Annotated in this window: 23 protein-coding genes; 9 read left to right on the top strand and 14 right to left on the bottom strand. The window is 69.4% G+C overall.

Translation table 11 applies throughout. The features are described 5' to 3' along the window. Positions 1 to 43: 43 nt before the first annotated feature. Both CJ179_RS45260 and CJ179_RS45255 read left to right on the top strand, forming a co-directional pair. Positions 44 to 3,556, top strand: coding sequence for an indolepyruvate ferredoxin oxidoreductase family protein (locus tag CJ179_RS45260; RefSeq protein WP_095865778.1), 3,513 nt, complete (start codon positions 44 to 46; stop codon positions 3,554 to 3,556). A gap of 6 nt (positions 3,557 to 3,562) precedes the next feature. Further along, entirely contained in the window at positions 3,563 to 4,657 is a 1,095-nt protein-coding gene (locus CJ179_RS45255; RefSeq protein WP_072945879.1) for a Glu/Leu/Phe/Val dehydrogenase, read from the top strand. Between the two features lie 68 nt (positions 4,658 to 4,725). Here the strand turns inward: CJ179_RS45255 and CJ179_RS45250 are convergent, their stop codons facing one another. The 7 genes from CJ179_RS45250 to CJ179_RS45225 form a co-directional block, all read right to left on the bottom strand. After that, entirely contained in the window at positions 4,726 to 5,139 is a 414-nt protein-coding gene (locus tag CJ179_RS45250; protein ID WP_095865777.1) for an ester cyclase, read from the bottom strand. A gap of 91 nt (positions 5,140 to 5,230) precedes the next feature. Beyond that, positions 5,231 to 5,695, bottom strand: a complete 465-nt coding sequence (locus tag CJ179_RS45245) for a helix-turn-helix domain-containing protein (protein ID WP_072945886.1) — start codon at positions 5,693 to 5,695, stop codon at positions 5,231 to 5,233. Positions 5,696 to 5,805: 110 nt separating this feature from the next. After that, positions 5,806 to 6,381: a TetR/AcrR family transcriptional regulator gene (locus tag CJ179_RS45240; protein ID WP_072945888.1), complete on the bottom strand. Its 576-nt coding sequence runs from the start codon at positions 6,379 to 6,381 to the stop codon at positions 5,806 to 5,808. A 40-nt stretch (positions 6,382 to 6,421) separates the two neighbouring features. Beyond that, positions 6,422 to 6,763, bottom strand: a complete 342-nt coding sequence (locus tag CJ179_RS54290; RefSeq protein ID WP_373560192.1) for a hypothetical protein — start codon at positions 6,761 to 6,763, stop codon at positions 6,422 to 6,424. Then, positions 6,760 to 6,936 carry a hypothetical protein gene (locus CJ179_RS45235; protein ID WP_373560191.1) on the bottom strand — a complete coding sequence of 59 codons (177 nt, stop codon included), beginning with the start codon at positions 6,934 to 6,936 and terminating at the stop codon, positions 6,760 to 6,762. Before CJ179_RS45235 ends, CJ179_RS54290 begins: the two co-directional genes overlap by 4 nt. A gap of 68 nt (positions 6,937 to 7,004) precedes the next feature. After that, a complete protein-coding gene (locus CJ179_RS45230; protein WP_095865776.1) occupies positions 7,005 to 8,192 on the bottom strand; it encodes an acyl-CoA dehydrogenase family protein in 1,188 nt (395 codons plus the stop codon). A 43-nt stretch (positions 8,193 to 8,235) separates the two neighbouring features. Further along, positions 8,236 to 8,979 carry an SDR family NAD(P)-dependent oxidoreductase gene (locus tag CJ179_RS45225; protein WP_095865775.1) on the bottom strand — a complete coding sequence of 248 codons (744 nt, stop codon included), beginning with the start codon at positions 8,977 to 8,979 and terminating at the stop codon, positions 8,236 to 8,238. 299 nt (positions 8,980 to 9,278) lie between these two features. Here CJ179_RS45225 and CJ179_RS45220 point away from each other — a divergent pair, with 299 nt between their 5' ends. The 3 genes from CJ179_RS45220 (at position 9,279) to CJ179_RS45210 (ending at position 13,405) form a co-directional block, all read left to right on the top strand. Beyond that, positions 9,279 to 10,568: an MFS transporter gene (locus tag CJ179_RS45220; protein WP_072945897.1), complete on the top strand. Its 1,290-nt coding sequence runs from the start codon at positions 9,279 to 9,281 to the stop codon at positions 10,566 to 10,568. Further along, positions 10,568 to 12,202 carry an AMP-binding protein gene (locus CJ179_RS45215; RefSeq protein WP_095865774.1) on the top strand — a complete coding sequence of 545 codons (1,635 nt, stop codon included), beginning with the start codon at positions 10,568 to 10,570 and terminating at the stop codon, positions 12,200 to 12,202. The genes CJ179_RS45220 and CJ179_RS45215 overlap by 1 nt, the downstream gene beginning before the upstream one ends. An 81-nt stretch (positions 12,203 to 12,283) precedes the next feature. After that, positions 12,284 to 13,405: a class I SAM-dependent methyltransferase gene (locus CJ179_RS45210; protein ID WP_095865773.1), complete on the top strand. Its 1,122-nt coding sequence runs from the start codon at positions 12,284 to 12,286 to the stop codon at positions 13,403 to 13,405. Between the two features lie 288 nt (positions 13,406 to 13,693). On the opposite strand, the gene CJ179_RS45205 is transcribed toward CJ179_RS45210, so the two are convergent. From CJ179_RS45205 to CJ179_RS45190, 5 genes are all read right to left on the bottom strand, one after another. After that, positions 13,694 to 14,020, bottom strand: a complete 327-nt coding sequence (locus CJ179_RS45205; protein WP_095865772.1) for a hypothetical protein — start codon at positions 14,018 to 14,020, stop codon at positions 13,694 to 13,696. Between the two features lie 345 nt (positions 14,021 to 14,365). Beyond that, positions 14,366 to 14,500 carry a hypothetical protein gene (locus tag CJ179_RS53465; protein WP_255315001.1) on the bottom strand — a complete coding sequence of 45 codons (135 nt, stop codon included), beginning with the start codon at positions 14,498 to 14,500 and terminating at the stop codon, positions 14,366 to 14,368. Positions 14,501 to 14,595: 95 nt separating this feature from the next. Further along, the gene (locus CJ179_RS45200) at positions 14,596 to 15,954 is read right to left on the bottom strand and encodes a hypothetical protein (RefSeq protein ID WP_083395813.1); all 1,359 of its coding nucleotides are present in this window, start codon (positions 15,952 to 15,954) and stop codon (positions 14,596 to 14,598) included. Positions 15,955 to 16,024: 70 nt separating this feature from the next. Then, positions 16,025 to 16,687, bottom strand: coding sequence for an ESX secretion-associated protein EspG (locus CJ179_RS45195; RefSeq protein WP_072946154.1), 663 nt, complete (start codon positions 16,685 to 16,687; stop codon positions 16,025 to 16,027). A 14-nt stretch (positions 16,688 to 16,701) separates the two neighbouring features. Beyond that, a complete protein-coding gene (locus tag CJ179_RS45190; protein WP_095865771.1) occupies positions 16,702 to 17,601 on the bottom strand; it encodes a hypothetical protein in 900 nt (299 codons plus the stop codon). Positions 17,602 to 17,724: 123 nt separating this feature from the next. Here CJ179_RS45190 and CJ179_RS45185 point away from each other — a divergent pair, with 123 nt between their 5' ends. After that, positions 17,725 to 18,936: an MFS transporter gene (locus CJ179_RS45185; protein WP_072945908.1), complete on the top strand. Its 1,212-nt coding sequence runs from the start codon at positions 17,725 to 17,727 to the stop codon at positions 18,934 to 18,936. Between the two features lie 3 nt (positions 18,937 to 18,939). On the opposite strand, the gene CJ179_RS45180 is transcribed toward CJ179_RS45185, so the two are convergent. After that, positions 18,940 to 19,485 carry a hypothetical protein gene (locus CJ179_RS45180; protein ID WP_072945910.1) on the bottom strand — a complete coding sequence of 182 codons (546 nt, stop codon included), beginning with the start codon at positions 19,483 to 19,485 and terminating at the stop codon, positions 18,940 to 18,942. Between the two features lie 303 nt (positions 19,486 to 19,788). On the opposite strand from CJ179_RS45180, the gene CJ179_RS45175 reads away from it, so the two are divergent. Further along, the gene (locus CJ179_RS45175; protein WP_095865770.1) at positions 19,789 to 21,366 is read left to right on the top strand and encodes an FAD-binding protein; all 1,578 of its coding nucleotides are present in this window, start codon (positions 19,789 to 19,791) and stop codon (positions 21,364 to 21,366) included. After that, the gene (locus tag CJ179_RS45170; protein WP_095865769.1) at positions 21,363 to 21,707 is read left to right on the top strand and encodes a ferredoxin family protein; all 345 of its coding nucleotides are present in this window, start codon (positions 21,363 to 21,365) and stop codon (positions 21,705 to 21,707) included. The genes CJ179_RS45175 and CJ179_RS45170 overlap by 4 nt, the downstream gene beginning before the upstream one ends. A 10-nt stretch (positions 21,708 to 21,717) precedes the next feature. On the opposite strand, the gene CJ179_RS45165 is transcribed toward CJ179_RS45170, so the two are convergent. Then, complete coding sequence (locus CJ179_RS45165; RefSeq protein WP_095865768.1) at positions 21,718 to 22,707, bottom strand: alpha/beta hydrolase; 990 nt, start codon at positions 22,705 to 22,707, stop codon at positions 21,718 to 21,720. Positions 22,708 to 22,885: 178 nt separating this feature from the next. Here CJ179_RS45165 and CJ179_RS45160 point away from each other — a divergent pair, with 178 nt between their 5' ends. Then, positions 22,886 to 24,244 (top strand): wax ester/triacylglycerol synthase family O-acyltransferase, encoded by a 1,359-nt coding sequence (locus CJ179_RS45160; RefSeq protein WP_095865916.1) that lies wholly within the window; start codon positions 22,886 to 22,888, stop codon positions 24,242 to 24,244. Positions 24,245 to 24,257 lie beyond the last annotated feature (13 nt).

The following is a 24,257-nucleotide window of genomic DNA, read 5'->3' as shown; positions in this document are numbered from 1 at the left end:
ATCAAGCTCACGAAATGCTCAACGCGACGGATCGGGAATCGCAATGACTCAGCTAGACGACGCTCGCACCAGTGCAGCATCCTTTGATCTCGCCGACCGATACCGGGCCGATTCGGGTCCGGTGTTGATGACCGGTGTCCAGGCCATCGCCCGCCAGCTGGTGGAGCAGCACGAACGCGACCGCCGCGCGGGCCTGAACGTCGCGACGTTCGTCTCCGGCTACCAGGGCAGCCCCCTCGCCGGCCTCGACCGCACCATCGCCGCCATCCCCACGCTGAGCACCGACCACGACGTGAAATTCGTGCCCGGCATGAACGAGGAACTCGCCGCGACGTCCGTCTGGGGCAGCCAGGTGGACCTCCCGCAGGGTGAGCGCACCCACGACGGCGTCGTCGGCGTCTGGTACGGCAAGGGTCCCGGCCTCGACCGCGCCAGCGACTCCATCCGGCACGCCGCAATGTACGGCGCCAACGCGCGCGGCGGCGTCCTCGTCCTCGTGGGCGACGACCCCAACGCCAAGTCCTCCACCATCCCCTGCGCCAGCGAACGGTCCATGGCCGCGATGGGCATGCCCGTCTTCTTCCCGCGCAACGCCGAGGAGGTCATCACGTTCGGCCTCTACGGGGTGGCGCTGTCGCGGATCTCCGGCTGCTGGTCGGGCATGAAGATCGTCGCCGACGTCGCCGACGGACTCTGGACCCTCGACCGCGACTTCGCCGGCCTCGACATCGTGCTCCCCGAGATCGAGTGGAACGGCAAGCCGTGGTCGTACCGGCAGCGCGTGCTCGCGTCCCCGCCCGACAGCGTCTACGCCGAGGCCGACCTCTACGGCCCGCGCTGGGCGATGGTCGAGGCGTTCAACGCCGCCAACGACATCGACGCGATCGAGGTCAACCCGCGCACCGCGTGGCTGGGTATCGCCGCTGTCGGCACCGCCTACGACTCGCTGCGCCAGGCCCTGCTCGACCTCGGGCTTGGCGACTCCCAGCTCGAGGACGCCGGCATCCGCATCCTCAGGGTCGGCATGCCCTACCCGCTGGGTGCCGACAAGGTGCGCGAACTCGCCGACGGCGTCGAGCAGGTCCTCGTCGTCGAGGAGAAGATGCCGTTCGTCGAGTCCCAGCTCAAGGACATCCTGTACGGCGGCGCCAGTGCACCCGCCGTGCTGGGCAAGAAGAACGCGCAGGGCAAGAACCTGATCCCCGTCGACGGCGAACTGACCGCCGCCCGGCTCACCGGACCGCTGCGCCGCGTCCTGAAGGACCGGGTCGCGCTGACCCCGGCCCCGCCGCCGCGCCTCGAACTGACCGTCCTCCCGACGTCGCGCACCCCGTACTTCTGCTCCGGCTGCCCGCACAACCGCTCCACCGCGGTGCCCGAGGGATCGATCGCGGGCGGCGGCATCGGCTGCCACACCCTGGTCACGATGTCCGGCCGCACCGACAGTGCCGTCACCATGCTCACCCAGATGGGCGGCGAGGGCGCGCAGTGGATCGGGCAGGCCCCGTTCAGCGACGTCAAGCACATGTTCCAGAACGTCGGCGACGGCACCTACTTCCACTCCGGCCAGCTCGCCGTGCAGGCGTGCGTCGCGGCCGGCGTCAACATCACGTACAAGGTGCTCTACAACTCCGCCGTCGCGATGACCGGCGCCCAGGACGCCGAGGCCGGGCTGACCGTGCCGCAGCTGACCCACAAGCTGGCGTCCGAGGGCGTCAAGCAGATCATCGTCTGCGCCGAGGACCCGAAGCGGCACAAGGGCGCCCACTTCGCCGCCAACACGCTGCTGTGGGACCGCACCCGGCTCGACGAGGCGCAGCGCGTCCTGCGCGACATCGAGGGCGTCACCGTCCTCATCTTCGATCAGCAGTGCGCCGCCGAGGCCCGCCGCAAGCGCAAGCGCGGCAAGCTGCCCGCCCGCCGCACCCGCGTCGTCATCAACGAGGCCGTCTGCGAGGGCTGCGGCGACTGCGGCGTCAAGTCGAACTGCCTGTCCGTGCAGCCCGTCGACACCGAGTTCGGCCGCAAGACCAAGATCGACCAGACCAGCTGCAACACCGACTACTCCTGCCTCGAGGGCGACTGCCCGTCGTTCGTGACGGTCGAACTGCCCGAGGAGGGCGCGCCGAAGACGTTGCGCGAGATCCCGGTTCCGCCGGAGGTCGGCGACCCCGATCCCGCCGTGTGGACCGGAACCCACAACCTGTTCATGGCCGGTGTCGGTGGTACCGGCATCGTCACCGTCAACCAGGTGCTGGGCATGGCCGCGCTGCGCGCCGGGCTGCACGTCGAGGGACTCGACCAGACCGGTCTCAGCCAGAAGGCCGGACCCGTCACGTCGCACCTGCGGCTCAGCGACCAGAAGACGCGTGCGGGGAGCTCGGCGCCGTCCAACCGGATCAGCCCCGCGACCGCCGACTGCGTCCTCGCGTTCGACCTGCTGACCGCCGCCGACGCCAAGTACGCCGGCTTCGGCAGCTCCGACCGCACCATCACGGTCGCGTCGACGAGCCAGACCCCGACCGGCGACATGGTCTACGACCCCGCCGTCCGCTACCCGGACGAGGACAAGCTGCTCGAGCGTCTCGACGTCTCGGCCCGCGAACTGACCGCGATCGACGGCCTCGCCGCCGCCACCGCGCTGTTCGGCAGCACCGCCGCCGCCAACTTCCTGCTGGTCGGCGCCGCCTACCAGGCCGGCGGGCTGCCCGTCCCCGCCCGGTTCATCGAGGAAGCCCTCGAGATCAACGGGGTGGCCGTCGAGTCCAACAAGGCCGCGTTCCACTGGGGACGCGTCGCCGTCGCCGACCGGGCCGCGTTCCTCGCCGCCACCAGTTCGGCCGCCGTGCCGCAGCGCAGCGACACCGTCGTCCCGGCCCACCTGTTCGCCGGGTCCACCCTCGACGGCGCGACCCGCGAGCTCACCGAACGCCGGGCCGCGAACCTGGTCGCCTTCCAGGGTGACCGCGTCGCCGCCCGCTACATCGCCCTGGTGCAGCAGGCGTGGAACGCCGAGCGCGCACTGGGCAGCCGGACCGAATTCAGCGAGGCCGTCGCCGCCGGGCTGCACAAGCTCACCGCCTACAAGGACGAGTACGAAGTGGCCCGGATGCTCACCGACCAGGCCTTCCTCGACGCGGCCGCCGGCGAGGTCCCCGGCGCCGGAAAGCTCACCTACAAGCTGCACCCGCCGGTCCTCAAGGCCATGGGCCGCAAGACCAAGATCGGATTCGGCCCCCGCTCCCACGTCGCGCTCAAGACCCTCGCCAAGGCGAAGTTCCTGCGCGGCACCGCGTTCGACCCGTTCGGCTACGCCAAGGTCCGTCGTCTCGAGCGTCAACTGCTCGCGCACTACGAGGCCACGGTCGCCGGCCTGATCGCCGACCTCACCGCCGACACCTACGACACCGCCACGCTGATCGCCGCGACTCCCGACCTCGTCCGGGGCTACGAGGACGTCAAGCTGCGCAACGTCACCGTCTACCTCCAGCGTCTCGCCGAACTCGGCGTCGACACCTCCACCATCACCATCGCCACCCCTTCGGAAAGGTCCTGAGAAGACATGACTCTCACCGCGGAACGTCACGCCACCGCACCGCTCCAGAACGCCGGAGTGTTCGAACGGACCGATTTCCCCACCGACACCGCGCACGAGCAGGTGACGTTCTTCCAGGACCCTGCCACCGGACTCAAGGCGATCGTCGCGATCCACGACACCACCCTCGGACCGGCGCTCGGCGGCACCCGCTTCTACCCCTACGCCGACGAGGCCGCCGCCCTCAAGGACGTCCTGCGGCTGTCGCGGGGCATGACCTACAAGTCGGCGATCGCCGGAGTCGACCTCGGCGGCGGCAAGGCCGTCATCATCGGCGACCCGGCCACCGGAAAGTCGGAGGCGCTGCTCGAGGCGTACGCCCGCTTCGTCCAGACGCTCGGCGGGCGCTACATCACCGCCGGTGACGTGGGCACCAACTCCGACGACCTCGACGTGATGGGCCGCGCCACCGAGTACGTCGTCGGACGCAACACGTCCGCCGGCGGATCCGGTGACAGCGCCCCGATGACCGCCCTCGGCGTCTTCCAGGGCATGCGCGCCGGCGCGCAGGAGAAGTGGGGCACCCCGAGCCTCGCCGGACGCGTCGTCGGGGTCGAGGGCACCGGCAAGGTCGGCTACCAGCTGATCAAGCTGCTGCTCGCCGACGGTGCATCGGTGGTCGCCACCGACGTCAACGCCGCCGCACTCGATCGGGTGGCCCGCGACTTCCCCGAGGTGAAGATCGCCTCCAGCGTCATCGACCTGGAACTCGACGTCTACGCACCCTGCGCGATGGGCGCCACCCTCACCGACGAATCCGTCGCCGCGATCACCGCCCAGGTGATCTGCGGGGCCGCGAACAACCAGCTCGCCCACCCGATCGTCGAGCACGATCTCGGTGACCGCGGCATCACGTGGGTCCCCGACTACGTCGCCAACGGCGGCGGACTCATCCAGGTCGCCGGTGAGCGGCTCGGCACGTCCGCCGACGACGTCCGCGCGCAGGTCGAGAAGATCTTCGCCACCGTCGTGCAGATCCTCGACGTCGCGAAGCGGGACGGCATCCTCGCCGGCGCCGCAGCCGACGCCGTCGCCGAGGCCCGGATCGCGGCAGCGAAGTAGGCGGCTCCGCCGCCCGTGCGCCTTTTTGGTTGCTCCCACAACCAGAAAGGCGCACGGGCGCGAAGCGCCTAGGCCGTCAGCCGCCGGTGCAGCTCCCAGGCATTGCGCTCGACGCGGTTGGATTCGAGCATCCCGTCGGCGCGCACGTTCCACACGGCGGTGCCGATCAGGTGGATGGGTTGCCCGTCGGGTTCGGTGCCCATGAATCCGCGGTTGCGGCCGGTCATCTCCCACAGCGACGCGACGCGGGAGCCGTCCGCGTTCTGGAACGTTTCGACGGGGATGAACTCCAGATCCTCGACGGTGGACTGGAACTTCAGCACCCATTCCTTGAAGTCGGCCCGGCCGCGGATCGTCTCGCCGCCGCTGACGATGACGAAGTTTTCGACCACGAGTTCGTCGATCGCGTGGGGGTCCTGGGGTGACTGCCACACCCGGGCCCAGAAATTCTCGACTGCGTGAACTCCGTGTTGATGGGACATGCGTTCTTGCCTCTCTCTGGCTTGGATTTTCCAAGTTAGCATGGGTATGACGAGGTCGAGCCGTCGTTTTCTCACGATGTGGCCGGCTTCGTCAGTCGCCCGTGGGCGCCGGTTCTCCTCGCTGCACGTGCAGAGTCGATGCGGACACGCGTCGGCCGTCGTCGGTGACAAAGGCCAGGGACACGGCCTCGCCGGTGGTCTCGTCCGAGTATTCGGGGGAGGTGCTCCCCGGACGCGGCAGGTGGTCGCGACCGAACTGGCCCAGCGCCCCGATCACGACATGCAACTGCCTGCCCTTCTCGGTCAGCACATACTCCTGACGTTCCCGCGACCCCGCCTGGCGATACGCGCGGCGCTCGAGAATTCCCTCGTCGACGAGCAACGCCAGCCGGGCGGTGAGCACATCGGACGCCACACCGAGACTGCGCGTGAACTCCGAGAATCGGCTGTGACCCCAGAACGCGTCACGGACGATGAGCAGCGTCCACCGGTCGCCCAGGACCTCGAGCGCACGCGCGATGGAACAGCGGGCAGGCGTGGCCGGGGACGGGCTCATACGACGAGAATAGTCGCGCCAGGCTTGGCGGGTCCAAGTCAGCAGCTGCGCCGCCCGTGCGCGGCGAACGAGTGCAGGGACTCGCTAACCACGCACGGGCGCGGAGCGCCTCACGCCCGCATCCCGATGATGACGGCGTCGAGGAACTCGTCCGCGATCTCCTCGGGCGTCTCCGCGCCCGCGGGGGTGATCCACAGGTAGCTGTAGTTGAACATGCCCAGCAGGCCCTTCACCATCAGCCGCGGGAGCACGCGGAAATGCCCGTCGCGAATGCCCTGTTCCAACGCGTTCCGCCAATGCGATTCGTAGCGTTCACGTTCGACGATGATGCGATCACGACGCTCGTCCGTCAGCGCGTGGTACTCGCGGAAGAAGACCGTCCACTCCGCGCGGTGTTCGGCGATGTTGCGCATCAGCGCCCGGGCGAGGCCGCGCAGTCGCTTCTCCGGATCGGCCTCCGACAGCGCGAGTTCGTCGGCGACCGTGTTCATCTGGGCGAGTTGCCTGCTGCTGATCTCGTAGAGGACGGCCTCCTTGCTGCCGATGTAGTGGTACAGCGCCCCGCGGCCGAGCCCGACCGCCGTGCCCAGGTCGGCGATGCCGGTGCCGTGGTACCCCGATTTCGCGAACAATTCGGCGGCCACCTGCAGGACCCGGTCCCGGTTGGCGTCGTACTTGTCGCTCATCGAAGGGCCCCTTTGTCTCCCGGCGGTCGAAGGTGTGAGTCTAGACGGCCCGGATCACGGGTTCGGCGCGGCCGGGTCTGTGATCCGAGTGCGTGCGACGTGCACGATCAGGGCCTGCCCCTGGCCGCCGCCCCGCACAGCGCCGCCGCGCCGATGCCGCCCTCACCCGATCCGAGTGGACGCCGAGGTGGACGACCGTCGACTTCCGCGTGACCACGACGGCGCGGGCACCGTCGGCCCAGCCGTCCTGAGCCTCCCGCGTGATGCCGTACCCGGGATTTCCGGCCTCGGTCAGCGCCCCCATCGACAACCCGGTGAAGGCATCGCGGAGGCCGTCGAACGCGAGGTGATCGATCAGGACCGCGTCGCCGCACGCGATCATTCGGTGCGCCGGCGTGATCGCGTCGATTCCCGACAGGCACATCCGGACTGCAGCGCACCGCCGATCGTGTCGCCGCCCAGTTCCTGGGCGGTGAAAACCGACAGCGATCCCATGAAGCGTCCGAACGGGGTTCGTGCCCCCGCCACGAGGACGGTGGGGTCTGAGTTCGTCATTGTCATCTCCTTCGAGGGCGGCGCCGACCCGCAGCCGAGCCCCGGCTGCAGGTCGGCGGATGGCCGGGTCAGGGTCGACGCGAGGTCTCGAATGCGTCGGAGAACGCGTACCCGTCGAGCAGTCGTCCCGCCGCCACCAGGTACTGGATCGTCGGCGTGCCCTCCTCGAGCCAGTTGAGGCGGGCGTCCCGGTACAGGCGCTCGATCGGATGCGCACGCGTGTAACCGATGCCGCCATGGACGAGCAGCGCCCGGTCGGTCACCCGCCCGACTGCCTCGAGGCCGAACAGCTTGCACATACTGGCCTCGGCCGGAATCCGTTCGCCCGCATCCCACTTCCTCGCCGCGTCCGCCAGGATGCCGCGCAGGGCGTAGACGTCGGTGGCCATCTCCGCCAGGTAGCGCTGGACCGCCTGCCGCGTGCCGATCGGCTTGCCGAACGTGACGCGGCTCTTGGCGTGGGCGATCGACAGTTCGAGGGCGCGCTCGGAAGTGCCGAGCGAACTTGCCGCGATGAAGACCCGGCTGATCTCCAGGGCGCGTTCGAGATGCTCGTTGCCCTGCCCCTCGGCGCCGACGAGTGCGGTGGCGGGAACCCGGACGGAGTCGAGGGTGACGCGTCCGTGCTCGGTGCCCTTGCATCCCATCGTCTCGGGCAGTGCCGCGATCGAAAGGCCTTCGGTGTCGCGGGGAACGAGGAACGCGGAGACTTCGCGGTCGGTCGTCTTCGCGAACACGATGAAGTGAGACGCGATGTCCGAGTTGGTGATCAACCATTTCTCGCCGGTGATGACGTAGTCGTCGCCGTCTCGTACCGCGGTCGAGCCGAGGTCACCTCCGGTCCCGAATCCCGGCTCCGTGAGCGCGAACGCGACCGAATTCCGGCCCGTCGCCGCGCCCGGAAGCACCGCCGCCTTCTGCTGCTCGTTCCCGATTTCGGAGAGCGCGTGGGCGAACGAGTTGTGCACGTGCACGATGACCCGCAGGCCGCCCTGCACCTTGGCGAACTCGGCGATGATCGGCAGGTACTGGGCGATCGAGAGTCCGCTGCCGCCGTACTCGCGGGGGACCAGCAGGCCGAGCGCGCCGATCCGGGTGAGGATCGGCATGACGATGTCGTGCGGAACCTGCTCGTCGTCCTCGATCAGCTGTTCCAGCGGATCGAGTTCGGACCAGATCGCTTCGAAGATGCGGTCCCGGAGGGTCAGGTACTCCGACTCCGGAATTCCGGCCGAATGCGTGAGTGTCGCGGTCATGGTGTTTCTTCCCTTCGTTGTGGGTCGTCACAGTCGTGGTGTGTCACAGCGCCCAGCCTCCGTCGACGGTGAGAACGGAGCCGGTGCAGAACGTGGCGTCTTCGCTGAGGAAGACTGCGGCCTTGGCGATTTCGTCGACGGTGCCGAATCGGCCCAGGACGGTGTCCTGTTCGATGCGCCTGCGCGCGGATGCGGGCACCGCGTCGGTCATGTCGGTGGCGACGAAGCCGGGGGCCAGGATGTTGACCCGGATGCCGTCACGGGCGACCTCCTTCGCGAGCGATCGCCCGAAGCCGACCATCGCCGATTTCGCGCTCGCGTAGGCGGTGTCGCCGGGGTGACCGATCACGCCGACGACCGACGACACCAGAACGATGCTCGGTGACGTGCCGTTCACGAGGTGGGGTAGCGCGGCCCGGGCGAGGGCGACGGTGCCGCGGAGGTTCGTCTCGATCACGCTCCACCAGGCGTCCGGTTTCGTCGCGTTGAGCCGTCCGCCCGACCACTGACCCGCATTCAGGATCAGCGAATCGAGGCGTCCCCAATGGGAGACGACGTGCTCCACCGCGGAGGTCGCCGTGGTGTCGTCGTGCAGGTCGAAGTGGATCGGTAGTACCTGTTCAGGGGCGTTCGCGGTGAGCTTCTCGGCTTCGTCACGGCCGGTTCGGTACGTGCAACCCACCCGGCAGCCGCGCTGGGTCAGGCCGATGGTGACGGCGGCCCCGATGCCGCGGGAGCCGCCGGACACCAGTGCGACGCGGAGATCTTCGTTGTCGTTCTCGTTCATGCCAGAAATGTACTGACCGATCCAAAAATAGTCCAGAGCCGTCGAGAAATTTGATGTAAACGCACTTAATGATCGACTAACGCGAATGCCTTGAGGTTGGATCAATCGGTACAAAAATGCTTGCGGTCGACGCGGCGGCTGTGTTAAACCTGTGACTGCGGCCACACGGGGCGACGTCGCGGACGCGAGGTCCGATCGGCGAACTCCGGACGAGGCCCGACCGCTCGATCACAACCGCGGTGGCACCGGGCCGACAGGCAACCGCACCGCCCCACATCAGCAGCGATGGGAGATTCGATATGAGAGTCATCGACGACCTGGAGGTCACCCGGGTCGAACCCCGGAAGGTCGCGTTCGCGTCCTTCGTCGGAACCGCGATCGAGTGGTACGACTTCTTCATCTTCGGGACCGCGGCCGCCCTGATCTTCGGGAAGGCGTTCTTCCCGTCACTCAGTCCGCTGTCGGGGACACTCGCCGCGTTCGCGACGTTCGGCGTCGCGTTCGTGTCCCGTCCCGCCGGAGCCATCGTCTTCGGGCACTTCGGAGACCGCATCGGCCGCAAGAAGATGCTGGTGTTCTCCCTGGTGCTGATGGGGTCGTCGACCGTCGCCATCGGTCTGATCCCCACCTACGGCGCCATCGGTCTCGCGGCGCCCGTGCTGCTCGTCCTCGCGCGCCTTGCCCAGGGCTTCGCGGTCGGCGGAGAATGGGGCGGCGCGGTACTGATGGCGGTCGAACACGCACCGCGCGAGAAACGCGCGTTCTACGGCAGTTGGCCGCAAGCCGGCGTTCCCGCCGGACTCGTGCTCGCCACACTCGCGTTTCTCCTCGTCGAGCAGCTTCCGGAGGGCCAGGTGCAGGCGTGGGGTTGGCGGCTTCCGTTCCTGGCCAGCGCCGGGCTGGTCGCGGTCGGCATGTACGTGCGGTTGAAGGTCGTCGAATCGCCGGAATTCGAGAACGTCAAGCGCGACAAGAAGATTGCCGACTTCCCGATCCTCGCGGTGCTGCGGGGTGAGAAGCGCGCACTCGGCGTCGGGATACTCACCCAGGCCGCCTCACTCGTGCCCTTCTACCTCGTCACCGTCTTCGTGCTGTCGTACGGCCCGAAGGAACTCGGCATCTCGCGGCAGACGATTCTGCTCAGCATCCTCGTCGCGTGCGTCCTCGACATCGTGTCCGTGCCCTACGCGTCGATGATCGCGGACCGGATCGGGACTCGGAAGATGCTGATCTACGGCTCCGTCTACATGGCCGCGATCGCGTACCCGTTCTTCTGGTTGCTGTCCACCGGCACGGGTGCCGCGGTGCTGCTGGCGATGATTCTGATCATCACCATCGGCCACGCCGTCACCTACTCCGCGGTCGCCGGATACGTCACCGGTCTGTTCCCTGCCGAGGTCCGGTACACGGGCGCGTCCGTCGCCTATCAGTTCGGCGGCGTCGTGTTCAGCGCGCCGGCACCGTTCATCGCGGTGGCGATCGCGGCCGAGACGGACGGTGCGTGGGCACTGGCCGCATACATCGCCGCGGCGTGCGCGATCACCGTCCTCGTTCTGACCCTGACGAAAACTGCAAAGGTGAACCACTGATGTCTCTCGACGGACCCGCGTCGCCCGCACTCGCCGCTGCCTGGCAGGACATCGAATCCCTGCTGGACCGCGACCCGTTCGGCGGCGACTTCAACACGGCACACGAGATCTGCACCCGCTACGCCGCCGACCCGAATCGGGTGGCGCTGACCGTCCGGCACGAAGACGGGTCGGCCGACCGGTGGACTTACTTCGAACTCGACCGTCTCGCCGCCAAGGCGGCACGGGTGTTCGCCCGAGCGGACCTGAAGCGGGGAGACCGCGTCGGCGGACTGCTGTCCCGACAGGTCGAGAGTTGGATCACCGCGCTGGCGGTATGGCGATCCGGGCTGGTGTACGTGCCGTTGTTCGGCGGTTTCGCCCCGGATGCGATCGGTCTTCGACTCGACGCGGCAGGAGTCCGCGCGATCGTGGTCGATCGGCGGTACCGGCCGGCGCTCGCGGAGGCGCAGGCGACCCACGGACTCGACCCGGCCGTGTTCGTCGTCGGAGACGGCGCGGCCGGCGGGACCGACAAGTCGTTCTGGACCGAGGTCGACCTGGCGGCCGCCGACGGTCCGCTCGAGAAGACCGCACTGGGCGACACCGCCACCCTGCTGTTCACCAGCGGAACATCCGGAACACCGAAGGCGTGCACCATGACCCACGCCACGTTCGTCTCGGTCATGCCCTACGTGAAGACCGTTCTCGGGGCCACCCGCGACAGCATCGTCTTCTCCACCTCGGACCCGGCGTGGGCGTTCGGACTGTTCAGCACGGGCGCCGCCGTCATGGGGCTGGGCGTGCCGCGGGTCATGTACTCGGGGAAGTTCGTCCCCGAGGCCTGGCATCGCGTCATCAGGGAGGAGAAGGCGACGATCCTCACCACCGCGCCTGCTGCATTGCGGCGACTGACGGCGACGTTCGCGCAGGAAGGGGTACCGGCGTCGCTCCGCACCGTCGCCGCTGCCGGTGAACCGTTGACCGCAGCGGTCGCCGCAGACTGGGCAGGCACCGGTGCACCCGCCGTGCGCAACGGATACGGACTGTCCGAGGTCGGCATGCTGCTCGGCGACACCCAGGGCACCGAAACGCGGTCCGTTCCCGGCTGGATGTCCGCCGGGATCCCGGGTTTCGACACCTTCCTCGCCGACCGGGACGGCGAACCGGTGGCCGAGGGCCTGCCGGGATTGATCGCGGTACGGCAGCCCCGCCACCAGATGTCCAGCGGGTACGAGAACGCCCCCGAACTGTGGGCCGACCGCTGGCGCGGCGACGTGTTCCTCACCGAGGACCGCGCCGTCACAGACTCCGAAGGGCGGTGGCAGATACTGGGCCGGGACGACGACATGATCATCGCGTCGGGACACAACATCAGCCCGGTGGAGGTCGAGAACGCGCTGCTGCAGCACCCGGCGGTCGCGGACGCGGCGGCAGTCGCGTACGAAGATCCGGTCCGCGGCGGAGTGGTCCGGGCGGTCGTCGTCCGCGCGGACACCCCGGGTGACGACAGCGACCTCGTCACGCAACTGAAGCAACTCGTCGCGCAGCGCGTCGGGCCCTACGCGGCGCCGAAGGTCGTCGACTTCCGGCCCGACCTCCCACGCACCGAAGTCGGCAAGCTCCGCCGGGCGGCGGTCCGCGCACTCCCGTAGGGCGGCTCCGCCGCCCGTGAGTGGTTAAGGAGTCCCTGCACTCGTTAACCACTCACGGGCCGTAGGCCTAGGCTCTCCCTCATGGAAACCGAGTTCGTCCGCTGGACCGAGGACGGCACCGAGCATTCGGCGGTGTGGCGGTCCACCAGCGGGGCGGCGCCCCCGAAGAAGATCAGGGTCGCCGACGACTCGATGACCGCCGACGAGGCCTACCGTCTGGCGTGCGAGGGGACGGCGCTGCTGTGGCGCGGTGATTTCCACAACGCCCGCCAGCTCGGCACGGCCGTCGCCGCCCGCACCGACCGCAAGGCCCGCAAGACGTCCACGGACCCGGCCACCGCGTTCCTTCTGCACCGGCAGACACAGTCGCGGCGGGCAGGCATCCTCGGGATGCTGCTGGTGCCGTTCGACGCCGACCAGACCGTTCCGTTGCGCCGCGCCCCCGACGTGCGGCAGGCGGTGCTCGCGGCATACGGACCGACCGACCAGCCGACGGTCACCACGCTGCGGGATCTGCTCGGCGCGATCGGCGCCCACGAGTGGCAGAAAAAGGGCGTCGAGATCCCCGCCCTCGGTGCGCGCATCCACCCCGGCTACGGCGTGTTCTCACCGATTCGCGGCGAATACGTCGACCTCGTCGCCGATACCCCGCTGCCGTCGCTCGCGACAGCGTTCGACATCGGCACCGGCACCGGCGTGCTGGCGGCCGTCCTTGCGCACCGCGGTGTCGAGAAGGTGATCGCGACCGAACTCGACGCGAACGCGCTGGCATGCGCGCGGGCGAATCTGGACCGGCTCGACTACGCCGGTCGGGTGCAGGTCGTGGAAACGGATCTGTTCCCCGACGGCCGGGCGCCGTTGGTCGTGTGCAACCCGCCGTGGATCCCGGCCCGGCCCACCTCGCCCATCGAGTACGCGATCTACGACCCGGACAGCCGGATGCTCCGCGGATTCCTCGCCGGCCTGGCCGAGCACCTCGAACCCGGGGGAGAGGGCTGGCTCATCCTGTCCGACATCGCCGAGCACCTCGGACTGCGAACCCGCGAGGAATTGCTGACCCTGATCGACGACGCCGGCCTCACCGTTCTCGGGCGGCGGGACGTGGCGCCCCGGCACGGCAAGGCCGCCGACCGCTCGGATGCGCTGCACGCCGCCCGCAAGCGGGAAGTGACGTCGCTGTGGCGGCTCGGCGCGCAGGACTGACGACCGCGACTGCGTGGTGTTCGGGCCGTACGACTCCGGCGTGACCCGCGGCGTCGACACGAGATCCGGGATCGCACACAACGGTTCGCCCGTCGCGCGATCGTAGGCGCCGTCACCGAGCAGCACCGGGAGGTGAGGGACACCGTCGTCACGCTCGTCGTCAGCCCGACCCGCGGCCGACGCGCCGCGATGCATCCGATGCACGTACGGCGCCTGGCCCCGGGCGAACCCTGACCGTTGGGAACACGTCGGTGCGACCAGTCAGCATGTCCGCCATGACGATCAGCGTCAACGAACCCATTTCCACGGCTTGTCCCAGAGTCCGGGCGGCGGCACGAAGGGTAGCTGGCCCAACTGTCCCGGCGGTGGGAAGAATGGCAGTTGGCCCAACTGTCCCGGCGGTGGGAAGAATGGCAGTTGGCCCAACTGTCCCGGCGGTGGGAAGAATGGCTGCTTCGCCGGTTGTCCGGGCGGTGGACCCAAGTCGGGTACCGAGATGCCGGGTAGCGGCGGTGGCCACGGATCAGCATTTGCCGGAACGGCGCCGAGTCCCAGCGTGGTGAAGCCCAGCGCACCGGCGACCAGGGCACGCGCCGCACTCGTTTTCAGATTCATCGTGACTCCTTCTGCGTCTGCTCGACCACTGGCTGTGGTGGGCAGACCACCGGTATGCACGCTTTAGTGTGCGCCTGTGCGCATTTTTGTGGGTTACGGATGGGATTGTTGCGAAGTGGCGGCACTACCGCGTTTCAGGGGCCTCAGCCGAGCGCGAAACCGTCGACGGCTGCCGCTGCCTACCGAAGCACAAGGCCCCCAGATGCTTGCACGGTGCGGTGGAGCCTGGTCTGGCGGTCGTGGGAATGGTGACTTCCGTGTTGCCGTCGAGCGTGGGAAGTGGGTAGAGCGGGCAGGCTTGTGCGCCTTTGTGGTTGCTGCAGCTACCAGAAAGGCGCACGGGCGCTAGCGCTTCTTGACGTGCGTGACGATTTCCGGATCGCTCTGTCCGTTCGTCTTCATCTTCTTGTCGGCGCGCTTCTCCTTCAGCGACTTGCCGGATTTCTTCGACATGGAATTGCGGGGCGATTTGTCAGCCATGGACCATCCCTGAATGCGGAACCTGGACGGCTCCGATAGAGCCGACAGTACGCCATATCCCGGGAAACCCGGACCGATCGTCGAAACGGTCGCTTCTAGGACGACGGATCGTCGAACAGCGTCTGCTCCTCGGGGTTGTTGAACAGTCCCATCTGCTCGGGCCGCGGCTTGGTGTCGGGAGCGTTCTCCGTCGGCGGCAGTACGACGGTCCGGAGGGCGTTGCGCAGGGTGCGGACGACGCGCTCCCAGTGCTCCACCGACGCGTCGTCCGTGTCACGCAGACGGGACACCCACGCGGTGCCGGTGTCGAGGAGGGCGAGGATCCGGTCGCGGTCGTGACCGCACACGTCGGCGACGACGGCCGGATCGGTGTCGCCACCGCACCCGGGATCGAGATGGAACAGCGTCTGGAGTTCCTTCGGCAGATCGGTCGTCGACGTCCCGTTCCCGGTGTGGGGTGCCGACACAGGTTCGGGTTCCTCGTCGGGGCCGGAGTCCCGGTTGAAGAACAGTTCGCCGCCGAACCGCGCCGCGAAGTCGCTGTCGACGGTGCGCAGGAAATCGGCGAACGACTTGCAGCTGTCCGTAAGGTGCTGCGGGACGAACGGGTTGCCCGACACCTCCAGGAACGCCGACAAACGGTCGTCGACCAGCACGAACTTGATCCGTGACCAGGTGCGGTTGAGGTCGGCGGTGACCTCGGCCGCCCGGGTGCGGTCGCTGATGTCGTGCACCAGCGGCGCGAACAGTTGCACGTCGACGGTGTCGGCGAGCGGCCCGACGAACAGGATGGTGTTGCCCATCCGGATCGGGACGTCGCCGTCCGGGTCGCGTTCGGGCAGCAGCCCGAGCATCGGCACCAGCGAGAGCGTGATCAGTTCGTGCAGGTGCTCGACGTCCCGCGGGACCACGGCGGCCGCGGGGTCGAGTTGCGCGACCAGCGGCGGCCGCACCGCAATCGGGTCGAACGTGGCCTCGGGATCGGTGCTCGACGTCTCGGTACTCAGGAACGCGGGATGCGTGATTCCCCAGACGTCGCGGAACGCGGCCACCGCCATCGCGGCCAGCTGATCTGACCACGACAGCTTCTTGTCCACGTAGAACGCGGGGGAGCCGTCGTCCGGGTCGTCGTCCGGGCCGCGGGTCGGACGGTTCCAGCCCAGCTCGGTGAGGTACGTCTGCTCGGCCTCGGTCAGCGCGCGGTCGGGGTGCAGGTAGTGGTTCGACGGCACCTCGCAGCGCACTGTGTCGCCGTCCCACACCACGAACTGGATGCACGGCATCAGCCCCTGGGATTCGTCGAGTTCCTCGAATCCCGATTCGAGCACCAGTAGGTCCTCGTCCTGCATCGCCGCCAGATAGTCCGCGAGGCGCCGCTGGAACTCCGCCCAGTCGCGGTTCACGCTCGAATCCAGATCGAAGTCCTGCATGTCTGCTCCGTCCGGGTCGGCCACAGGTCACCTACTTCCGCTGTATACGGTAGCGGCGATCGCTGACACCGCAGCGCAGGAGGGGGTGCGGGGCTCAGACGGGGTGACCGGCCGCGATCCGTCCGGTCAGCCGGGTGACCGCGTCGAGGAGGTCCCACGACGTGCCCGGTTCCACCGCCACCGCCGTGTCGCCCCACACGAGATATCTGCCGTCGCTGTCGATGTCACGCCACGCCAGACCGCCGACCGGGCGCGGCGAGTGCCGCGCGCCGCGGACGACGGTGACGACCCCCTGACCCGTCGACGGGCGGTCGAGGATCCGGGCGACCTCCGCCTGCCGGTGCGCGGCATCCGCCCGGTCGACCACGACGCCGCGACGCGTGCCCGCGTCGGTGTCGGGCAGCTGCGCGATCAGCTGCCTGCCGACGTCGTACGGTTCACAGCTGCGGATCACCACCTCGCCGCCCGGATGCTGCACCGCCGCGATTCCGTGCCCGCGCGCGAGCGCCCCGATCAGGCGGATCGGCGTGCCGCCTTCGGAGCCGGAGATCTCGATCCGGAGGTCGGGTTCGGCGAGCACCAGCAGCGCCGACGCGAGCGGGTCGTGTTCCGGTCCGGAGAAGTCGGCGCGGATCCGGCGCTGCTCGGCCTCGTACTCGTCGGCGGTGGCCAGCGCGCTCGTGACCTTGAACGGATACGGGATGCGGTCCTGGCCGGTCCGCGCCCACGACGCCGAGAACTGCGGACCGCTCAACACCCAGTGCCCCACGACTATTCGCCGATCACCGCAGGCGTGACGAGGGGTAGTTTCCCGACGAGTTCGCTTCCCTCGTCGATGCTTTCGAGGTAGGTCGGTGGTTCCTCCTCGTCTTCGCGTGCGGCGGGCAGGGCCAGACTGCCGGGCCGTTCGGGGGCCGGCGCCCGGTGCGCGGCCACGATGCCGTGCGCGTACTGCGCCACCCCGCCGCCGACGGCCCCGGCCAGCGCCGCACCGGCGATCGAACCGGGAGCGGCCTGCGTGGCCTGGGGCTGGACCTGGTCACTCTCGCGAGGCTCGGAGTCCGCGCCGGGTTCGGGTTCGGCCACCTGCTGATCGCTGGGTACGCCGTGCACGCCGTTCGGTCCGATGTCGAAGCCCACCGGCTGCCCGTGTTCCGTCGCCGCACCGTGGGTCGCGGCGAGACCGTCGGTGGGGAGTCGATCGTCGGCAACCCGATACGACGACGCGTACAGGGTATCCATGGCCGCCTTCGCGTCCTGTTCCGCGGCATCGGCGTCGGCTTCCGCGGTCCAGTTGCCGGGTAGCACCCGGGTCCAGTCGGTCGGGTGGTCCCCGGGCGGGCCGACCGCACCGCGTACCGCTTCGGCGCCGGCGCTCGCGTGCCGCAATGCGTCTCCCACGTCGGCGAAACGGTCGCCGACCTGCCCGGCCCGGGCGGCGTAGTCGTCGAGTGCCGACACCACCGCGGTCGCCGACCGTCCGCGCCAGCCGGTGCCGACCGCGGCCCGGGTCGTTTCGTGGAACGCGGCCACGGACTCCTGAAATTTTCGTCCGAGGTCGTCCCAGGACGAGGCGACCGCCTCGGACTCGGCGGGTCTCAGGGCGTCGACAGCACTGCTGATGGCGCGGTGATCCCAGGCGCCCGATCGAAAATTCTCCCCGCCATTCATCCCCGACCTCCGCTGCTGGACACTCTCGGTCCCGGAGTGGACCCCCCAATCCGGCGGGAAGCCACCTTACCGACTGCTGGACGGGGCTTGTCACCGCTCCCGATCTCCGAAAGGCTCGGATCCATGCCTTCGTTCTCGCCCGCAGTGTCCGGAACGCGCACCCGGCGGTCGTCCGCCCTCGCGGTCGGGGCCACGTCGTTCGCGTTCCTGGTCACGATGATGGGAACGACACTTCCCACCCCGCTCTATTCCATCTATGCGCAGGAACTGGCGTTCAGCGCCCTCACCGTCACGATCCTGTTCGCCGTGTACGCGGTCGGGGTCGTGGTCGCGCTCGCCCTGTTCGGGCGGCTGTCCGACGACCTCGGACGGCGTCCGGTGCTCTTTCTCGCGGTCGCCCTCGCCGCGGTGAGTGCCGTGCTGTTCTTGTTGCCGTCCACGCTTCCGGTGTTCGTGGTGGCCCGGGTGATCTCCGGGCTGTCCGCAGGCCTCATGACCGGCACGGGCACGGCCGCGGTGATCGATCTGTTCCCGCCCGACCGCAAGGCGGCAGCCGGAATGCTCGCGATCGCGGTGAACACCGGCGGACTCGGATTGGGCACGCTCAGTGCGGGGGTGATCGCCGACCTCACCTCGAGTCCGCTGACCATTCCCTATGTGGTGAATCTCGTGCTCGCCGTCCTCGCGGGCGCCGCGTTGTGGCTGTTCGCGCCGGCACCGGCCACCCGCCCGACGTGGCGCATCCGACCTCGCCGCCTGCAGGTTCCGGCGTCGATCCGCGGCGCCTTCGTCACCGCCGTGCTCGCCGCCGGAACCGCATTCGCGGTGACCGGTGTGCTCACCGCCGTGTCGGCGCTGTTCCTGACCGAATATCTGGGGTCGAGGAGCCACACGATGGCCGGTCTCGTCGTGTTCCTGACGTTCCTATTCATGGCCTTCGGTCAGCTCCTCGCACGCCGGATGTCGACGGCCGCCGCGATGCTCGTCGGGTGCCTCGCGTTGATCCCGTCAGCCGGCCTGCTGGCGCTCGCGCTGGCGAACATCGTGCTCGCGCCGCTGCTCGCGTCCGCGGTGGTGCTCGGCGTCGCCGGGGGCCTGTGCCTCAATGCCTCGATCGCCACCACCGTCGAACGGGTCGAGCAGCAGTTCCGCGGCGGGGTGTCGTCGGCGTTCTTCGCGGGGATCTACGTGATGCTGGCCGTCCCCGCGGTCGGTGTCGGCGTGCTCGCGCGGTTCACCGACCTTCGGGCCGCCGGGATCGTCTTCAGCGCGCTGGTCGCCGCGCTGGGTGCGGGGGTGGCCGTCGCGCAACTGATCGCGCGCAGACGGGCCTGAGCGTCAGCCTCGTGGCCTGGTGGTGACCGGCGGGATCGTGATCACCGGACGCGTCGTCGTGGTGGTGGTCGGCGCCAGTGTCGGTGCCACGGCGGCCTGCGGCGGAACGGTCGCCTCGGTCGTCGTGACGATCGGGGGCCGGGTCACCGGCGTGGTGACCGGGGCGAGGCTGATCGTCGGCGGAGGGGGAGGCGGAGGCGGCGCGAGCGTCGTCCGGACCGGCGGCGGGGGAGGCGGTGCGGGGGTCGTCGAGGGCGCGGGCGGCGGCGCGGTGGTCACCGGCGCCGGTTCGGTGGGGAGGGTGACGACCCGCGGGGTGGTCAGCTCCGCCATCTGCCAGGTGGGGGTCGGCGGGACGAACACCTGGAACGTCGCCGGTTCCGCGCTGTACGGCCCCGCGGCCTGCAGACCTTCCGACGACAGCGGTGGTGGCACGACTGTCGGTCCGCGACTGCCGAACGCGCCGCCTGCGGCGCCGATCATCAGCCCGGAGACCGCTGAAACGGTGGCAATCGCAAGCGCCCCGATCGCTACAGTCCTGTCGTCCATGCTTTACCCGTCGTCGGCGTGCAAATGCGTCCACCATAGAGGGCGTTGCCCCCGGCTGGTGCACGTGTCCGCAATCGAGTTGCCCGGGAGGGGTTCGCTCGAAGGTTGCCGGGCGGCCGCCGGGGTTCGGCGCACGCTGACGAGAACCCTTGCCCGGACGGGGTCGCGAGCCGACGATCGAGCGGTGTCCATACCGCTCCGACCGGGGGTAACGATGTCTCTGCTCGACAGATTGTTCCGCCGCCGCCCGCTGTCCGAACGAGCCGGGGCGGCCGTCGCCGCGTCGGCGATGCTGTTCGCTTCGTGAGCGCACTCGAGATCGTCGCCGACGTCCTCGTCCTCGGCGGCGGACCCGCCGCCACCTGGGCGGCACTGTCCGCGGCCCGGGAGGGCGCCCGGGTGGTGCTCGCCGACAAGGGGTACTGCGGAACCAGCGGTCCCACCGCGTCGGGTGGCAACAACCTGTGGAACATCCCGCCCGGCCCCGCCCGCGAACGGTCGGTGCAGGCCCGCTTCGAGGACGGCGGCCGGCTGTCCGAACCGGCCTGGATGTACCGGGTGCTCGAGGAGACCCACCGCCGGGTGGACGAACTGGCCGATTCCGGCTACCGGTTTCCGTCCGGCGACGACGGCCGGGAGGTGCGCACCAGCCTGCAGGGGCCGGAGTACATGCGCCGGATGCGCAGGCGCGTGCACCGGGCCGGGGTCACCATTCTCGACCACAGCCCCGCCCTGGAACTGCTCACCACCGGCGACGCCGTCGTGTCCGGCGCCGCCGGTCTGCAACGGCAGAACGGATACGCGCCGTGGTCGGTGCGCGCCGGGGCCGTGGTCGTGGCGACCGGCGGCTGCGCGTTCCTGTCGGGAAGTTTCGGAACGAACGTCGACACCGGCGACGGACTCCTGATGGCCGCCGAGGTCGGGGCGTCGTTCTCGGGCATGGAATTCTCGACCGCCTACGCGCTGGCCCCGGCGTGGAGCGGGCACACCAAGGGCTTGATGATGCAGTTCGCCACGTACTACGACGCGGACGGCCAGCCGCTCGGGGACGGCGGCTTCTCCGCACGCGGCGCCGCGATGGCGCACCTCGCCACCGGCCGCCCGGTGTATGCGCGGCTGGACCGGGCCCGGCCCGACATCCGCGCGGCCATGCGCACGTCGCAACCGAATTACTTTCTGCCGCTGGACAAGGCGGGCATCGACCCGTTCACGCAGAAGTATCCCGTGCGCGCGGTGCTGGAGGGGACGGTGCGTGGGACCGGAGGCATCCGGATCACCGGCACCGACTGCGCCAGTGACGTTCCCGGCCTGTTCGCGGCCGGCGATGCCGCCACCCGCGAGTTGATCACCGGCGGCCGCAGCGGCGGCGGCAGCCACAACGGGGCCTGGGCGATCTCCTCGGGAACGTGGGCGGGCGCGGGTGCCGCCCGGTTCGCGCGGGGGCGCCCCGTCCCCGACGGAGTGCGCGGCGCGGGAACGGCCGGTCTGCGCGGCCCGTCCGCCCGGCGGCAGGCGTCGCGCGCCATCGTCGGACTGGTTCAGGAGCACACCCTGCCGCTGCGGCGCAGCTACCGGCGCAGCGCGGCGAGCCTGCAGGACAGCGTGACCGCGCTCGACGAAGCCTGGTCGGGTGCCGCCGATCTGCTCGGCGGGAGCGAACGGGAACTGCTGCAGGCACGTTCGGCCGCCGCGATGCTCGCCGCGGCCCGGTGGGCGACCCACTCGGCGCTGGCGCGGACCGAGACCCGGGGCATGCACGTGCGCACCGACCTGCCCGACACCGATCCGTCGCAGACCCGTCGCCTGCTGTCGGGCGGACTGGGCGAAGTGTGGGTGCGGCCGGAACACGGCGCCGCCGAAAACAGGACGGTGGCGTCGTGATCGAGGTCGTCCTCGCCGACAGGTGCGTGCAGTGCGACATCTGCATCAAGGTCTGCCCGACGGACGTCTTCCGGCGCGGCGAGGACGGGGTTCCCGTCGTCGCGCACCAGGAGGACTGTCAGACGTGCTTCATGTGTGAGGCGAACTGTCCCACCGACGCGCTGTACGTCGCGCCGTTCGACACCCCGGTTCCCGAGGACTCCACCCACACCGACGCCGACGCGCTGGCGGAGTCCGGGGCGCTCGGCGCCTACCGCGCCGTGATCGGGTGGGGTGGCGGCCGCACGCCGGGTTCCACGCTCGACCGGAACCACCTGTTCGCACCCGTGAGTACTTCGTAACCGCCGGACGTTAACAAGTACTCACGGGGGTGGCCCTGCGGATGAACCGGCCGATCTCGCGGATGGCGCGGGTGCCTTCGGGGAGCAGTCCGGCGGCGGCCTGGAAGACGTGCACCTGCCGCTCCCACACCTGCAGTTCGCACGGCACACCGGCCTGGGACAGCCGCTCGGACATCAGTTCCGCGTCGACGTACACCATTTCCTGCGAGCCGGTCTGGATCAGGGCAGGCGGCATGGAGGCGAGGGAGCCGTCCACGGGGGACGTGGACGGCTCGTGCCCGCCCCGGGTGTCCAGGCGTTCGATCAGCTTGGACAGGGCACCGACCGCGCGTTTGGGGAAGACGGCGCAGAGGTCGGCGTTGGGATGGGCCAGCTTGTTCACCGGGTCGAGGTCGGTCAGCGGCGACAGCGCGACGTCGGCGGCGGGACGCGGCAGCCCCTGGCGCAGCGCTTCGAGCGTCACCATGAACGTCAGGAATCCGCCCGCCGAGTCGCCGGCGATGACGATGCGGTCCGCGGTGTACCCGTGTGCGAGCAGCCACCGGTACCCGTCGACACCGTCCGCGACGGCCGCCCGGATGGGGTTCCGCGGGATCATCCGGTACGCGACGTTCAGCGTCGACGCCTGGGACTCCGCCGAGATCCGCGACACCATCTGGCGGTGCGAGTTGATCCCGCAGCACAGGAACGCCCCGCCGTGGAGGTAGAGGATCGCCCGGTCGCCGAGCTCACCCGGAGGCCGGATCCATTCGGCGCGGCAGTGCGGCAGCCGGACGGGCCTGCGCTGGGTTCCGCGGATGGGGCCGAGCGAGTACCCGAACAGGTCGACGACTCCGGTGGGCCACGGCAGTTCGGGGTAGCGCGCCCACCCGTCGAGGAACGGCCGGACCGTGCGGCGGAGGGTGTGTGCGAGGGCCGCCGACTGCAGGCTGGTCCCGGCGAACTCCCGCCGCGTCACCGGGAGCGGTGACGGGCAGAATTCGTAAGTCGCAGTGCTCATTGCCTGCCTCCGTTCCGGCCTCGGTGCCCTTCGACGTGCTGCCTTCAGGTTTGCCACCTCTTTGCGCCGTACGGTCTACATCGAAGTAGGTCGCACGGACGCTACGCCCGACGTAGCATCCAGGCGGAAGTCGTAATGGGATAGTGACCGAGCGGGGGTGAACGTCCAGGTGGGGATCATGCCGGTTACCGATTCGATATTCCTTCTCGGCGAATCGCGAGAGCATCCGATGCATGTCGGATCGCTCGAATTGTTCACACCGCCGGAGGATGCCGGACCGGACTACGTGAAGTCGATGCACGAAACACTGCTGAAGCACACGGACGTGGACCCCACGTTCCGCAAGAAGCCGGCGGGCCCGGTCGGCAGTCTCGGGAACCTGTGGTGGGCCGACGAGTCGGACGTCGATCTCGAATACCACGTGCGTCATTCGGCCCTGCCTGCGCCGTACCGGGTCCGCGAATTGCTGACGCTGACGTCCCGGTTGCACGGCACGCTCCTGGACCGTCATCGCCCGCTGTGGGAGATGTATCTGATCGAGGGCCTCTCCGACGGCCGGTTCGCGATCTACACCAAGCTGCACCACTCGCTGATGGACGGGGTCTCCGGGCTGCGGCTGCTGATGCGGACGCTGTCGACCGACCCGGACGTGCGCGACGCGCCGCCGCCGTGGAACCTGCCGCGCTCGGGGTCGGCGAACGGAGCCGCCGCCCCCGACCTCTGGTCGGTGGTGAACGGGGTCCGCCGCACGGTCGGCGACGTCGCCGGTCTCGCGCCGGCGTCGCTGCGGATCGCCCGCACCGCGATGGGTCAGCACGACATGAGGTTTCCGTACGAGGCGCCCCGCACCATGCTCAACGTCCCGATCGGTGGCGCGCGCCGGTTCGCCGCGCAGTCCTGGCCGCTCGACCGGATCCATGCCGTGCGGAAAGCGGCAGGCGTCAGTGTCAACGACGTCGTGATGGCCATGTGCGCCGGGGGGCTGCGGGGCTACCTCGAGGAACAGAACGCGCTGCCGGACGAACCGCTGATCGCGATGGTTCCGGTGTCGCTGCGCGACGAGCAGAAGGCCGACTCCGGCGGCAACGCGGTGGGGGTGACGCTGTGCAACCTGGCGACGGACGTCGACGACCCGGCGGAGCGTCTGACGGCGATCTCCGCGTCCATGTCGCAGGGAAAGGAATTGTTCGGCAGCCTCACCTCGTTGCAGGCGCTGGCGTGGTCCGCGGTCAACATGTCACCGATCGCCCTGACGCCGGTGCCGGGGTTCGTCCGCTTCACGCCGCCGCCGTTCAACGTGATCATCTCCAACGTCCCGGGACCGCGGAAGACCATGTACTGGAACGGGTCCCGGCTGGACGGCATCTACCCGACGTCGGTGGTGCTGGACGGGCAGGCGCTGAACATCACGCTCACCACCAACGGCGGCAACCTCGATTTCGGTGTCATCGGGTGCCGCCGCTCGGTGCCGAGCCTGCAACGCATCCTCCACTACCTGGAGGCTGCCCTCGGCGAACTGGAGGCGGCACTACTCTGAGACGCTACTGCTT

The organism is Rhodococcus sp. ACS1, from assembly GCF_002300155.1.
Taxonomy (GTDB): domain Bacteria; phylum Actinomycetota; class Actinomycetes; order Mycobacteriales; family Mycobacteriaceae; genus Rhodococcus_F; species Rhodococcus_F koreensis.
This window is presented reverse-complemented; position numbering and strand designations above follow the sequence as displayed.